The sequence below is a fragment of the Pseudomonas donghuensis genome, assembly GCF_000259195.1.
Lineage (GTDB): Bacteria > Pseudomonadota > Gammaproteobacteria > Pseudomonadales > Pseudomonadaceae > Aquipseudomonas > Aquipseudomonas donghuensis.
This window is the reverse complement of record NZ_JH650757.1, coordinates 339,764-352,665: the sequence shown is the minus strand read 5'-3', so window position 1 is coordinate 352,665 and position 12,902 is coordinate 339,764. Positions and strand designations below refer to the sequence as shown.

Below are 12,902 nucleotides of genomic sequence, written 5' to 3'. Positions count from 1 at the left end.
TGCGGGCCGGACGCCCACCGAAAAATAGCCGGGAATTGTACCTGAAGCTTGACGTTGGCGTCACGTGAACTGTGGGCACGGGAGCTGTGGGAAATGCTTGCATGCTGGCAACCTGACCCGCAAATGAGCCAGGAAAACCTGCGGGGGCCTGGGGCGGCGCCCAGCAAAAAGGGCAGCCGAGGCTGCCCTTTTTTGTTCAACCCGACTTATTCAGCCAGTTTGAAGGTGATGAAGCTGGCGCGCCCCTGACGCAGGACACGCATGGACACCGAACGGTTCTTCGGCAGTTCCTTGGCAATTTCGGTGAACTGCTTGGCCGAAAGGATCGCCTGGTTGTTCAGGTGGCTGATGACATCGCCCGGACGCAGGCCGATCAGCGCCGCCGGACCTTCCTGGACTTCCTTGATGACCACGCCGCCCTTGAGTTCAAGGGCCTTCTTCTGCTCGGCGGTCAGGTCGGACACCGATACGCCCAGACGGTTGCTGCTGCGCTCGACACCGCCGTTGAGGTTGGTGCTGACTTCGGCGTCATCATCCGGCAGTGCGCCGATGGTCACATCCAGGGACTGGCGCTTGCCGTTGCGAATGATGTCCAGCTTGGCCTTGGCACCATCCTTGAGACCACCGATCAGGTGCGGCAGGTCGGCGGACATGACGATTGGCTGACCGTTCATGCTCAGGATCACGTCACCGACCTGCAGGCCACCCTTGGCCGCCGGGCCGTCTTCCAGGACCTGGGCCACCAGGGCACCGGCCGGCTTGTCGAGGCCGAAGGACTCGGCCAGGTCCTTGTTGACCTCCTGGATCACCACGCCCAGCCAGCCGCGGCTGACCTTGCCGTCTTTCTTCAACTGGTTGGAAACATCCAGCGCCACGTCGATCGGAATGGCGAAGGACAGGCCCATGAAGCCGCCGGAACGGGTGAAGATCTGCGAGTTGATACCGACCACCTCACCGTTCATGTTGAACAGCGGGCCACCAGAGTTACCCGGGTTGATCGCCACGTCGGTCTGGATGAACGGCACGTAGGTGTCGTTGGGCAGGGTACGGCCCTTGGCACTGACGATACCTTTGGTCACCGAATGATCGAAACCGAACGGCGAACCGATGGCCAGCACCCACTCACCGACCTTGAGCTTCTCGGAATCACCCAGCTTGACGGTCGGCAGGTCCTTGCCTTCGACCTTGAGCAGGGCTACGTCGGTGCGCGGGTCGGTGCCGACCAGCTTGGCTTGCAACTCGCTGCGGTCCGACAGGCGGACGATGATTTCGTCGGCGTCGGCAACCACGTGGTTGTTGGTCAGCACATAACCGTCACTGGAGATGATGAAACCCGAACCCAGCGATTGCGCTTCGCGCTGACGGTCGCCGCGCGGCGAACGCGGGGCTTGCGGCATGTTGCGCTCGAAGAATTCGCGGAACATCGGCGGCAGGCCTTCAAGATCTGGCACCTGGCCCGCCGCGTACGTGCGGTTAGGCAGTTTCTGCTTGGTACTGATGTTCACTACCGCAGGCGACGCCTGCTCGACCAGGGTGGTGAAGTCCGGCAGGGCTTCGGCCTGGGCGGTGAGCACCTGACCGAGCATGAACACGGCGGCGAACAACGATAGGTAGGTTTTCAAGCGTGGTATTGACATACGGCTCCCGTCACAACGAGCGTGGTTAGCAGTAGGGACCTGCAGAAGCAGGAAAGGCCAGCCCCCGAAAGGACTGACCTATAGAAAAATTCTGGAGTTTTTGCAAACTGCAAAGCTTGCCAATCATGTCAGCCAAGCAATCCTCGCCTTGTCAGCCTCATTGCCTGCGCCTCATTTTTTTGCCTGGGCATCCTGGGCGCGCATGGACAGCGCAATGCGTTCGGCAGTACCGATAGGGATCTCGCCCACCACGGTGACCATCATTTCGCCCTTGGGCGTGGTCAGGCGCCGCGAGACGGCAACGGTCGGCCCCAGTTGCGTGCGGATATCAGCGGCAGTGCCTTTGTCCAGGGCTTCGACGAACACCGAGAAGCGCGCCAGGCCATCGTCGAACATCAGGCTGCTGACGGCGTTCTTGCTTTGCGGATCCTTGCGCACCGAACTGTTGATCAGTTCAAAGCCCGGGGGTAGCCAGTCCGAACGCCAACCGGTGGCAGGCTGCGCGGCCTGAGCGGTCAGTTGCGCGACCGGCTTGCAGATATCGCTGGCTTTGAGCTGATCGTCGGATGGCGCGTCACGGGTGTCCAGACGGGTGAACTGGAAGCGTTCGAGCAAACGTCCACCATCATCGAGCATCAACGACTTGAGCGGCAGCCCGGTCTGGCGATCCAGGTGCAGCTCGAAGGCATAGCGGTGTTGATCACGCGGGGTAAGGGTGACGATGACCGCTTCGCGGTCTGCCACCCTGGACTTGCCGGCGACCCCGAGGTCGTACCAGCTCATCAACCTCAAAGGGTCAAGCACTCGCGCCGCCGCTTCCGGGGTGTTGGCCACACCCGGGACCAGGGCCCCGCTTACGCACTGGGTATGGCCATCGACACGCACGACTTCCTGGGCTGAGCCGTCGAGCTGCAACAACCGCTCGCTGACCTTGCCGTCCTGGACGCGATGCCAGATGTCGTGGGTGGAGAAACTACCGTTACGCTCGTAAACGAAAGTACCCTGATAACTCTGCTGTTGCTCGGCCTGGGCCAGACGTTTGAGCCAGTCACTTGCCTGCGGCGAGGAGTTGGCGGCAAGGGCCGGCACCGTCAACCAGCCACCAAGCAGCAGCGGTATGAGAGGTAGCGCGCGCATGATCCTCCTTACTTAACGATTTTCCAGGCTGGCTGCACGTGCATACGGCAGAGCGCTCTCGGTACCCTTGAGGGCTGCTTCCTGAGCATGCTGACGCAGGTAGCCAGGCAGACGCTGGTCATGCCAGCCGGTTTGCCCTTGCAGCACGCCATTGGCCATCGGGCCCGGCTGTTCTGCATTCTCACTATAGCCTGCCAATACGGCCGGGCCTTGCGCCTGTGGCAGGCTCAGACCTTGCTGGGCCGGTTGCTGGGCAGCCAGCTGGGCACCACTGATCTCATCCTGGTTGTACAGACGAACGCCGGCCAGTACCGCGACAGTCACCGAAGCGGCGACGGCCAGGCGGCCCAGGCTGCGCCACGGGCCACGGCTGACCTTGGCAGGAGCGGCTTCATCGGCCAGGGCGGCGGATACGGCCGAGGCGATATCCAGCCGTGGCAGCACCAGCTCCTTGTGCATGGCTGCACGGGCAACCTGGTAACGCGACCAGGTAGCACGGGTTTCAGGATCGTCGACGGCATTCAATACCCGACGTAACTCCAGCTCGTCCGCTTCGTTATCCATCACCGCGGACAGCGATTCCTGCAAAGCTTCACGACTCATGGCGGTTCCTCTCTTGGCTGTCGCCGCTGTCTCAGGTTTCCTGCAACAACGGCTGCAGGGCTTTGTCTATGGCCTCCCGAGCGCGGAAGATTCGAGAGCGCACGGTACCCACCGGACACTGCATGACGCTCGCAATGTCCTCGTAACTCAGACCATCGAATTCACGTAAAGTTAACGCCGTACGCAAATCTTCTGGCAGCTGCTGGATGGTCCGATGGACGGTGCCTTCGATCTCATCTCGCAACAACGCGCGCTCGGGGGACTCCAGATCCTTGAGGCCGTGATCGCCGTCGTAAAATTCCGCATCCTCGGAACTTACATCACTGTCCGGTGGCCGCCGACCGCGGGACACCAGGTAGTTCTTTGCCGTGTTGATAGCAATACGGTACAGCCAGGTATAAAAGGCGCTGTCACCGCGAAAATTACCAAGCGCGCGGTAAGCCTTGATGAAAGCTTCTTGCGCCACATCCTGGGCTTCATGGGTGTCGTGGACAAAACGCACGATCAACCCGAGAATCTTGTGCTGATACTTCAGCACCAACAGATCGAACGCTCGCCTGTCGCCACGCTGCACGCGCTCGACAAGCTGCTGATCCTCTTCCTGGGTTAGCATGAACACTCCTCAGTGAACTCGAAGGAGCGTCGCACCCGCCACCGTTCAGGCTTGCAACCATAGACTCGGGCTTTGCGCAAAAGTTCTCCCCTCCAAGCAAGTTTCCTGCGGCCCTTGGTCGGCTCGCACGAAAAACGCAGCGCGGTCACGGCCGCCTGCGTCGATAATCGGGTCTCGAATACGCAAACAGTGCCTTCATGGGGCGCCTGTCGTGCGTCGCCGCGGCATTATGGCGTGCGGGCAGCCTTCTATGGATATCCATACATCACGGAAAGTTCCCACAAAAGGCTACCAGGACTGTGCAAGCGCCATTGGAAATCAGGGCCTTGTGACTGCTATAAAGGCAGCCGGTCCAGATTCACGATAGTTTCACAATGCCATAAGCGCCTGACTATTGTGCCGATCCCCCCCTTCAGATACTAGTGTCCTGACATGAGCCAACAATTCCAACATGATGTTCTCGTGATCGGCAGCGGTGCCGCCGGCCTCAGCCTGGCCCTGACCCTTCCCGGCCACCTGCGCGTCGCCGTGCTCAGCAAGGGCGACCTCGCCAATGGCTCGACCTTCTGGGCCCAGGGCGGCGTGGCCGCGGTACTGGACGATACCGACACGGTGCAGTCCCACGTCGAGGACACCCTCAATGCCGGCGGCGGCTTGTGCCATGAAGACGCCGTGCGCTTCACCGTTGAGCATAGCCGCGAAGCGATTCAGTGGCTGATTGACCAGGGCGTGCCCTTCACCCGTGACGAACACGCCGGCGACGAAGAAAGCGGTTTTGAATTTCATCTGACCCGCGAAGGCGGCCACAGCCATCGACGCATCATCCACGCCGCCGATGCCACGGGTGCGGCGATCTTCACTACCCTGCTGGCACAAGCACAACTGCGCCCGAACATCGAGCTGCTGGAGCAGCGGGTGGCAGTCGACCTGATCACCGAGCGGCGTCTGGGCCAGGACGGCGATCGCTGCCTGGGGGCCTATGTACTGGACCGCAATACCGGCGAAGTCGACACCTTCGGTGCCCGTTTCACCGTGCTGGCGACCGGCGGCGCGGCCAAGGTCTACCTGTACACCAGCAACCCCGACGGTGCCTGCGGCGATGGCATTGCCATGGCCTGGCGCGCCGGTTGCCGGGTGGCCAACCTTGAATTCAATCAATTCCACCCGACCTGCCTGTATCACCCGCAGGCCAAGAGCTTTTTGATCACCGAGGCCCTGCGTGGTGAAGGCGGCCTGCTCACGTTGCCCAACGGCGAGCGGTTCATGCCGCGCTTCGACCCCCGTGAAGAACTGGCCCCGCGCGATATCGTCGCCCGCGCCATCGACCATGAAATGAAGCGCCTGGGGGTGGACTGCGTCTACCTGGACATCAGCCACAAACCGGCCGAGTTCGTCAAAAGCCACTTCCCCACCGTTTACGAGCGCTGCCTGACCTTCGGCATCGACATCACCCGCCAGCCGATCCCGGTGGTGCCGGCCGCCCATTACACCTGCGGCGGGGTGATGGTCGACGAACAAGGCCTGACCGACGTGCCGGGCCTGTACGCCATCGGCGAAACCAGCTTCACCGGCCTGCACGGCGCCAACCGCATGGCCAGCAACTCGCTGCTCGAATGCTTCGTTTACGGGCGCTCGGCCGCCAACGACATCGTCGCCCGCCTGGACCAAGTCGAGATGCCGCAGGCGCTGCCGTGCTGGGACGCAAGCCAGGTAACCGACTCGGACGAAGACGTGATCATCGCCCACAACTGGGACGAACTGCGGCGCTTCATGTGGGACTACGTGGGTATCGTGCGCACTAACAAGCGCCTGCAGCGTGCCGAACACCGAGTGCGCCTGCTGCTCGACGAAATCGACGAGTTCTACAGCAACTACAAGGTCAGCCGCGACCTGATCGAGCTGCGCAACCTGGCCCAGGTTGCCGAGCTGATGATTCGCTCAGCCATGCAGCGCAAGGAAAGCCGTGGCCTGCACTACACCCTGGATTACCCGGGCATGCTCAGTGAGGCCCATGACACTATCCTGCAGCCGCCCACCTACGCCGACTGAACTTCAGGCGCAAACGCAGGCGCCGGTGCTGCACCGGCTCCAGCGCGTCAAAGGCGATGCACTGGCCTTCGGTTAAACGCCGCCCGTCCCTGCGAAAGCGCAGCACCACCCACCCGGGCAAGGCCAGGCTGTCGGGCTTGAGCTGCACCGCCTGCCAGCCCTGGGCGCGGCTGAACAACTGCCAGCCGTGAGCATCGCGACGCAGTGCGGTAATGGCCTGGGGGTGGGTCAGCAGAATGCGCCGGGGAATAGTCCACAGCGCGTGTAACAGGCACAGGGCAATGGCTACCAGGCGCAACCACAGTGGCACCTGCAGCAGGCCAAGCGCCAACAGGGCTAGCAGCAGACTGGCGAGGTAAGCCGCCAGCAGAACCCTTGAGCCCTGCCAGCGACATTCGAAGCGCTCACTTGGGCTGGACACGGTCCAGGATGATGCGAACCATGCGTTGCAGCTCCGGGTCTTCGGACTCGCTGCGCTCCATGAACCAGCCGAACATGTCCTGGTCTTCGCAGCTCAGCAGGCGCTTGTACAACTCACGATCGGCCTCGCTCAGGGTTGGGTAGACCTCCGCGCTGAACGGGACCAGCAATACATCGAGCTCAAGCATGCCGCGGCGGCTGTGCCAAAAGAGCCGGTTGAGTTCAGATTGTTCGACCATGAAGCCCTCCTAAAATAGGCCGCCAGTATACAGAGCCCGCGCCCGAGGGACACGCGACGTTGGTCCGGACATGTGAGCAAATAATGACAGAGGCCTGCACTCAACTACCTATTTTGCCGACAGCGCTCTATCATGGGCCCCAGTCCTATCACCTTGCGATAAACCATGGCCGACTCCGCTTTTTACTGCACCCTTTCCCACGAAGGCGTTCTCGCCGTCCGCGGCTCGGACGCCGGCAAGTTCCTGCAAGGCCAATTGACCTGCAATATCAGTTACCTCAACGACCATACCGCCAGCCTCGGCGCCCGCTGCATGGTCAAAGGCCGCATGCAGTCGAGCTTTCGCATCCTTGCCGAGGGTGATGGCTACCTGCTGGCGATGACCCGCGAACTGCTCGAGCCGCAACTGGCCGACCTCAAGAAGTACGCGGTGTTCTCCAAGGCCAAGCTGACCGACGACAGTGCCGCCTGGGTGCGCTTCGGCCTGCACGACGGTGAAGCTGCCCTGCAGGCCCTGGGCCTGGAAGTGCCGACGCAGACCGACGCCGTCAGTCGTCACAACGGCCTGATCGCCATCGCGGTATCGGCCGCTCGTGTCGAGTTGTGGGTACCTGCCGAGCAGGCCGAAGCGGTGCAAGCCCAACTGGCCGCCAAGCTTGCCAACGCCGACCTCAACGACTGGCTGCTCGGCCAGATCCGTGCCGGCATTGGCCAGGTCATGCCGCAAACCCGCGAACTGTTCATCCCGCAGATGATCAACCTGCAAGCCGTTGGTGGCGTCAGCTTCAAGAAAGGCTGCTATACCGGCCAGGAAATCGTCGCGCGCATGCAGTACCTGGGCAAGCTCAAGCGCCGCCAGTACCGCCTGGCCCTGGCCGAGGGCAGCCTGCCGGAGCCCGGGATCGAAGTGTTCTCGCCAACCCATAACTCCTCTGTCGGTGAAGTGGTGCTGGCCGCCCGCAGCGAGCAGGGCAGCGAACTGCTGGCCGTGCTGAGCGCCGATGCCGTGCAAGACGACAACCTGCACCTGGGCAGCCCCGAAGGCCCGCGCCTGGCGCTGCTGACGCTCCCTTACGAACTGGATCGCGATCGCGAAATCCAGCGCTGAGCCTGCTCCCGCCCTTTATGGGCGGGGCACTCCTCAATTGCGGTAGAGAATCACCATGAACAAGATGGCCGAGATGATCCAGGCCCACCTGCTGAGCGCCATCGACAACGATGACCTGGTGCTGCCAACCCTACCGGAAGTGGCCTTGAGCATTCGCGAAGCCGCCGAAGACAGCGAGATCAGCGTCAGCACCCTGAGCAAGGTGATCGGCCGCGATGCGGCGCTCTCGGCGCGCCTGATCAAGGTGGTCAACAGCCCCTTGCTGCGCGCCGCCACCGAGGTCACCGACCTGCACACGGCCATCACCCGCCTGGGCATCAACTACAGCTGCAACCTGGCGATCGGCCTGGTGATCGAACAGATCTTCCACGCCCGCTCCGATGTCGTTGAACAAAAAATGCGCGAGATCTGGGCGAAAAGCCTGGAAGTAGCCGGCATCAGCTATGAACTGTGCTTGCGCTTCACCCAGCTCAAGCCGGACCAGGCGGCACTGGCCGGGCTGGTTCACCAGATTGGTGTATTGCCGATCCTGCTGTATGCCGAAGAGCACAACGAGCTGCTTTCCGACCCGGTCAGCCTGAACTATGTGATCGAGCAGATCCATCCGGCACTGGGCGACAAGATCCTCAGCGTGTGGGAGTTCCCCGAGCAACTGGTGCACCTGCCCGGGTTGATCCAGGACCTGGACCGCGGCACCGACAAGGTCGATTACGTCGATATCGTGCAGATCGCCCAGGTGCTCAGCAGCAACAGCAAGGAACGACCACTGGCCGCCCTGCCCGCCTACCGCCATCTGCGCCTGCCCACCGGCACCGAGTTGCAGGCCAGCGACCTGCTCGACGCCAAGGCGATGTTCCGCTAGTCGGCGCTGAAGCTGACCCGTACCTTCAAGCCACCACGCTCGCCATCATGCAGGCTGATCTGCGCCAAATGCGCGCGGCAGATCTCGCCGACAATCGCCAGGCCCAGGCCGGTACCCTGGGCACTGCGCCGGTAGAAACGCTCGAAGACTTTTTCCCGCTCGTGCTCAGGAATGCCCGGGCCGTCGTCTTCAACCTCAAGAATGCCGGGGGCGCTGACCCGCAGGATCACATTGCCGCCCTTGGGTGTATGGGCCAGGGCATTGTCGACCAGGTTGCTGAGCAGCTCGTTGAGCAGCGTTGGCTCGCCGCGCACCCACACCGGCACCTCGGCCTCCAGCGCCAGGGCCACGCCACGGGCATGGGCCAGCGGCGCCATGGCCATGCCCAGTTCACGGGCCAGCTGGCTGAGGTCCAGGCGTTGCGCGCCGCCCTCGGCAATCGCCCGCGCGCCGTTCTCGACCCGCGCCAGCGATAGCAACTGGTTGGCCAGATGGGTCAGGCGATCGGTGCCTTGCGCAGCGGACTCCAGGGTTTCGCGCCAGACCTGCGGCTCATTCGAGCGCAAACCCAATTCGACCCGTGCCTTGAGTGCCGCCAGGGGCGTGCGCAGCTCATGGGCGGCTTCGGCAATGAACTGCGCCTGCCGCTCGAACTGACCGCGCAGGCGTTCGGTAAAGTGGTTCAGCGCGCGTACCAACGGGCTCAGTTCGCGCTGCACCTGAACCACCGGCAAGGCCCGCAAGTCATCGGGCTGACGTTCTTCCACGGCACTGCGCAAGCGCTCCAGCGGGCGCAGGGCAGCGCTGACGGCAAACCACACCAGCATCAGGGCGCCAAGGGCGAGCATGCCCAAGCGCAGCAACGTATCGGCCATCAGGCTGCGGGCCATGCGCACCCGCGCTTCTTCGGTTTCGGCCACGCGGATTTCGGCCATGCCGTTCATGTTCGGCTCGCTGACCGCCTTGAGCAGGCTGACCACACGCACGTCCTGGCCCAGGTAGCGGGCGTTGTAGAAGCGTGCCAGGGCCGGGTAGTCGTCAGTGCGCGGGGTATTGGGCGGCGGTGCCGGCAGGTTTTCGTAGCCTGAGATCAAGCGCTGATGAATATCGTTGACCTGGTAGTAGATGCGCCCGGCGCTGTCGTAGGCGAAGGTGTCCAGGGCCACATAAGGCACATCGGCGCTGAGGGTGCCGTCGCGCTGCGACAGGCCGGCGGCAATGGTCCGCGCCGAGGCCAGCAAGGTACGGTCGTAGGCGGTATCGGCGGCTTCGCGACCGTTCCAGTAGGCGCTCAGGCCGCTGGCCAGCATCAGCACCACCAGCAGGATCGCCAGGTTCCACAGCAGCCGCCCGCGCAGGCTGCCGCTGTCACGCATCTTTATGCTCGAGCAGGTAGCCGAGCCCCCTGAAGGTAACGATGGCCACAGGATGGCCATCGAGCTTCTTGCGCAGGCGGTGCACGTAGATTTCGATGGCGTCGGCGCTGGCTTCTTCATCCAGGCCGAACACCTGGGCGGCCAGTTGCTCCTTGCTCATCACCCGCCCGGGCCGGGCGATCAGCGCTTCGAGCACGGCCTGCTCGCGGGAGGTCAGGGTCAGCAGCTCTTCGCCGAGGGTGAAACGCCGGGTATCGAGGTCATAGACCAGCGGCCCGCAGCGCTGCTGGCGCTCGCCACCGAGGACGCTGCGGCGCAACAGGGCCTTGACCCGCGCTTCCAGCTCGGTCAGTTCGAAGGGTTTGGCCAGGTAATCGTCGGCGCCCAGGTTCAGGCCATGGACCCGGTCCTTGACGTCGCTGCGCGCGGTCAGCATCAGCACCGGCACGGTTTTGCCGCGGGCGCGCAGGCGCGCCAGCACCTCGAAACCGTCCATGCGCGGCAGGCCGACATCGAGCACCGCCACGGCGTATTCCTCGCTGGCCAGGGCCAGGTCGGCGGCCACGCCATCATGCAGCACATCCACGGTCAGACCGGTGCTTTTCAGGGCCTGGGCCACGCTTTCGGCCAGTTGCAGATGGTCTTCGACGAGCAGCACACGCATCGATCTCTCCCCTTTGCGTCGCGTTCAATGGCGCGGAGTGTACAGCCGACAGCCCGCCTGTGAAGCCTTCGCAGCAATCAAAAGCTGCTGAAAGGTTAGCGAAAGGTTCACGTCCTAGCATCCTCTCACGGCTCACTCTGCTTGCCGTAAAACCGGACCCAAGGTCCGAACTAATAAGAACAATAACGGAGTCACTCCACGATGCTGTCCATGCAGCCGCAGGCGTACGCGCCTACCCGACGCCCTTCCCGCCAGACCGCAGTTGCCAGCGCCCTCGCCCTTGCCGGCGTCGCCCCGTTGAGCCAGGCCGCCTTCTTCGATGACAGCAAGGCGAGCTTCGAAACCCGCAACATGTACTTCAACCGCGACTTTCGCGACGGTACCAGCGCCCAGCAGTCCAAACGGGACGAGTGGGCCCAGGGCTTCATGCTCAACTTCGAGTCAGGTTATACCGAAGGTACTGTAGGCTTTGGCCTTGATGCCCTGGGGATGCTTGGTATCAAGCTCGACTCCAGCCCCGACCGCACCGGCACCGGCCTGCTGCCGACCCATGACGATGGCCGCGCCGCCGACGAGTACTCCAAGCTCGGCCTGACCGGCAAGGTGAAACTCTCCGAGACCGAATTGAAGGTCGGCACCCTGATCCCGGAACTGCCCACCCTGCAGCCCAACGACGGGCGCATCCTGCCGCAGACCTTCGAGGGCGGCCTGCTGACCTCGGGCGAGATCAAGAACCTGACCTTCACCGGCGGGCGCCTGGAAAAAGCCCGTGACCGCGACAGCACCAACAACGAAGACATTGCCCTCAACAACAAGAACAGCCGCTTTCTCGGCACCGTCGCCGGTAACCATTTCGACATGGCCGGCCTGGACTACAAATTCACCGACAAGATCACCGGCAGCTATCATTGGGCCCAGCTCGACGATGTCTACCGTCAGCACTTCGTCGGCATGATCGCCTCCCAGCCCTGGGGCCCGGGGACCTTCGGCGCCGACCTGCGCATGGCCTTCAGTGACGACCAGGGCCAGGCTCGCGGCGGCAACATCGACAACACCGCGCTCAACGGCATGCTCAGCTACGGCCTCAATGGCCACAAGCTCAGCGCCGGCTACCAGCACCTGTCCGGCGACACGGCCTTCCCCTATGTCGATGGCGCCGACCCGTACCTGGTCAACTTCGTGCAGATCAACGACTTTGCCGGCGCCGACGAGCGCTCCTGGCAGGCTCGTTACGACTATGACTTCACCAAGCTGGGCATCCCCGGCCTGACCTTCATGACCCGCTACATCAGCGGCGATAATGTCAGCCTGGCCGATGGCGGTGAGGGCAAGGAGTGGGAACGCAACACCGAGTTCAAGTACGTGGTGCAAAGTGGCGCCCTGAAAAACGTCGCCGTGCGCCTGCGCAACGCCACCTTCCGTTCCAACTTCGCCCGCGATGCCGACGAAGTGCGACTGCTGGTGAGTTACAGCCTTGCGCTGTGGTAATCCCCGACAACAATAATGCTCACGGAGATAGACGATGACTTTTTCACTGCGCCGTATTGCCCTCGCCACCGGTTGCCTGCTGCTTGCCGGTAACGTCCTGGCCGCAGAACCGAAACGCCCCGAATGCATCGCCCCGGCCTCGCCCGGCGGTGGCTTCGACCTGACCTGCAAGCTGGTGCAAAGCGCCCTGATCAACGAGAAGATCCTCAGCAAGCCGATGCGCGTCACCTACATGCCCGGTGGTGTCGGCGCGGTGGCCTATAACGCTGTGGTCGCCCAGCGTCCGGCCGATGCCGGCACCCTGGTGGCCTGGTCCAGTGGTTCGCTGCTGAACCTGGCACAAGGCAAGTTCGGCCGCTTCGACGAGAACGCCGTGCGCTGGCTGGCGGCGGTGGGCACCAGTTACGGTGCCATCGCAGTGAAAAGCGATTCGCCCTACAAGACCCTCGACGATCTGGTCGCAGCCCTGAAAAAAGACCCGAGCAAGGTGGTGATCGGCTCCGGCGGTACCGTCGGCAGCCAGGACTGGATGCAGACCGCGCTGATCGCCAAGGCCGCCGGGATCAACCCGCGCGACCTGCGCTATGTAGCCCTGGAAGGCGGCGGCGAAATCGCCACGGCGCTGCTCGGCGGCCATATTCAGGTCGGCAGTACCGATATCTCCGACTCCATGCCGCACATCCAGAGCGGAGACATGCGCCTGCTCG

Annotated in this window: 13 protein-coding genes; 5 read left to right on the top strand and 8 right to left on the bottom strand. The window is 63.1% G+C overall.

Translation table 11 applies throughout. The features are described from left to right. Nucleotides 1-206: 206 nt before the first annotated feature. The 4 genes from UW3_RS0103915 to rpoE form a co-directional block, all read right to left on the bottom strand. Nucleotides 207-1,586 carry a DegQ family serine endoprotease gene (locus tag UW3_RS0103915; RefSeq protein ID WP_162835468.1) on the bottom strand — a complete coding sequence of 460 codons (1,380 nt, stop codon included), beginning with the start codon at nt 1,584-1,586 and terminating at the stop codon, nt 207-209. Between the two features lie 222 nt (nt 1,587-1,808). Then, nucleotides 1,809-2,774, bottom strand: coding sequence for a MucB/RseB C-terminal domain-containing protein (locus UW3_RS0103910; protein ID WP_010220973.1), 966 nt, complete (start codon nt 2,772-2,774; stop codon nt 1,809-1,811). Between the two features lie 12 nt (nt 2,775-2,786). Further along, nucleotides 2,787-3,377 carry an RseA family anti-sigma factor gene (locus UW3_RS0103905; RefSeq protein WP_010220972.1) on the bottom strand — a complete coding sequence of 197 codons (591 nt, stop codon included), beginning with the start codon at nt 3,375-3,377 and terminating at the stop codon, nt 2,787-2,789. Nucleotides 3,378-3,408: 31 nt separating this feature from the next. Continuing rightward, complete coding sequence (gene rpoE, locus UW3_RS0103900) at nt 3,409-3,990, bottom strand: RNA polymerase sigma factor RpoE/AlgU (protein WP_010220971.1); 582 nt, start codon at nt 3,988-3,990, stop codon at nt 3,409-3,411. Between the two features lie 432 nt (nt 3,991-4,422). Here rpoE and nadB point away from each other — a divergent pair, with 432 nt between their 5' ends. Further along, nucleotides 4,423-6,039, top strand: coding sequence for an L-aspartate oxidase (nadB, locus tag UW3_RS0103895; RefSeq protein ID WP_010220970.1), 1,617 nt, complete (start codon nt 4,423-4,425; stop codon nt 6,037-6,039). On the opposite strand, the gene UW3_RS0103890 is transcribed toward nadB, so the two are convergent. Together UW3_RS0103890 and UW3_RS0103885 are read right to left on the bottom strand one after the other, a co-directional pair. After that, nucleotides 6,008-6,460 (bottom strand): protein YgfX, encoded by a 453-nt coding sequence (locus UW3_RS0103890; protein WP_010220969.1) that lies wholly within the window; start codon nt 6,458-6,460, stop codon nt 6,008-6,010. The genes nadB and UW3_RS0103890 overlap by 32 nt on opposite strands. Then, nucleotides 6,444-6,698, bottom strand: coding sequence for an FAD assembly factor SdhE (locus UW3_RS0103885; protein WP_010220968.1), 255 nt, complete (start codon nt 6,696-6,698; stop codon nt 6,444-6,446). Before UW3_RS0103885 ends, UW3_RS0103890 begins: the two co-directional genes overlap by 17 nt. Before the next feature lie 165 nt (nt 6,699-6,863). Here UW3_RS0103885 and ygfZ point away from each other — a divergent pair, with 165 nt between their 5' ends. Together ygfZ and UW3_RS0103875 are read left to right on the top strand one after the other, a co-directional pair. Further along, complete coding sequence (gene ygfZ, locus UW3_RS0103880) at nt 6,864-7,805, top strand: CAF17-like 4Fe-4S cluster assembly/insertion protein YgfZ (RefSeq protein WP_010220967.1); 942 nt, start codon at nt 6,864-6,866, stop codon at nt 7,803-7,805. Between the two features lie 55 nt (nt 7,806-7,860). Continuing rightward, nucleotides 7,861-8,667: an HDOD domain-containing protein gene (locus tag UW3_RS0103875; protein ID WP_010220966.1), complete on the top strand. Its 807-nt coding sequence runs from the start codon at nt 7,861-7,863 to the stop codon at nt 8,665-8,667. On the opposite strand, the gene UW3_RS0103870 is transcribed toward UW3_RS0103875, so the two are convergent. Together UW3_RS0103870 and UW3_RS0103865 are read right to left on the bottom strand one after the other, a co-directional pair. Then, on the bottom strand, nt 8,664-10,043 hold the full coding sequence (locus tag UW3_RS0103870; protein WP_010220965.1) for a sensor histidine kinase: 1,380 nt from the start codon (nt 10,041-10,043) through the stop codon (nt 8,664-8,666). The genes UW3_RS0103875 and UW3_RS0103870 overlap by 4 nt on opposite strands. Then, nucleotides 10,036-10,707, bottom strand: coding sequence for a response regulator (locus UW3_RS0103865; RefSeq protein ID WP_010220964.1), 672 nt, complete (start codon nt 10,705-10,707; stop codon nt 10,036-10,038). The genes UW3_RS0103870 and UW3_RS0103865 overlap by 8 nt, the downstream gene beginning before the upstream one ends. 201 nt (nt 10,708-10,908) lie before the next feature. Here UW3_RS0103865 and UW3_RS0103860 point away from each other — a divergent pair, with 201 nt between their 5' ends. Beyond that, nucleotides 10,909-12,195, top strand: a complete 1,287-nt coding sequence (locus UW3_RS0103860) for an OprD family porin (RefSeq protein WP_010220963.1) — start codon at nt 10,909-10,911, stop codon at nt 12,193-12,195. Nucleotides 12,196-12,229: 34 nt separating this feature from the next. Beyond that, on the top strand, nt 12,230-12,902 hold a 673-nt coding region (locus tag UW3_RS26465; protein WP_010220962.1), incomplete at its 3' end, for a Bug family tripartite tricarboxylate transporter substrate binding protein.

What these genes read in the sequence shown, in the direction of transcription:
- UW3_RS0103915 (WP_162835468.1), bottom strand. Translation starts at nt 1,586, where the DNA reads ATGCTCGGTCAGGTGCTCACCGCCCAGGCCGAAGCCCTGCCGGACTTC.
- UW3_RS0103910 (WP_010220973.1), bottom strand. Translation starts at nt 2,774, where the DNA reads ATGCGCGCGCTACCTCTCATACCGCTGCTGCTTGGTGGCTGGTTGACG.
- UW3_RS0103905 (WP_010220972.1), bottom strand. Translation starts at nt 3,377, where the DNA reads ATGAGTCGTGAAGCTTTGCAGGAATCGCTGTCCGCGGTGATGGATAAC.
- rpoE (WP_010220971.1), bottom strand. Translation starts at nt 3,990, where the DNA reads ATGCTAACCCAGGAAGAGGATCAGCAGCTTGTCGAGCGCGTGCAGCGT.
- nadB (WP_010220970.1), top strand. Translation starts at nt 4,423, where the DNA reads ATGAGCCAACAATTCCAACATGATGTTCTCGTGATCGGCAGCGGTGCC.
- UW3_RS0103885 (WP_010220968.1), bottom strand. Translation starts at nt 6,698, where the DNA reads ATGGTCGAACAATCTGAACTCAACCGGCTCTTTTGGCACAGCCGCCGC.
- ygfZ (WP_010220967.1), top strand. Translation starts at nt 6,864, where the DNA reads ATGGCCGACTCCGCTTTTTACTGCACCCTTTCCCACGAAGGCGTTCTC.
- UW3_RS0103875 (WP_010220966.1), top strand. Translation starts at nt 7,861, where the DNA reads ATGAACAAGATGGCCGAGATGATCCAGGCCCACCTGCTGAGCGCCATC.
- UW3_RS0103870 (WP_010220965.1), bottom strand. Translation starts at nt 10,043, where the DNA reads ATGCGTGACAGCGGCAGCCTGCGCGGGCGGCTGCTGTGGAACCTGGCG.
- UW3_RS0103865 (WP_010220964.1), bottom strand. Translation starts at nt 10,707, where the DNA reads ATGCGTGTGCTGCTCGTCGAAGACCATCTGCAACTGGCCGAAAGCGTG.
- UW3_RS0103860 (WP_010220963.1), top strand. Translation starts at nt 10,909, where the DNA reads ATGCTGTCCATGCAGCCGCAGGCGTACGCGCCTACCCGACGCCCTTCC.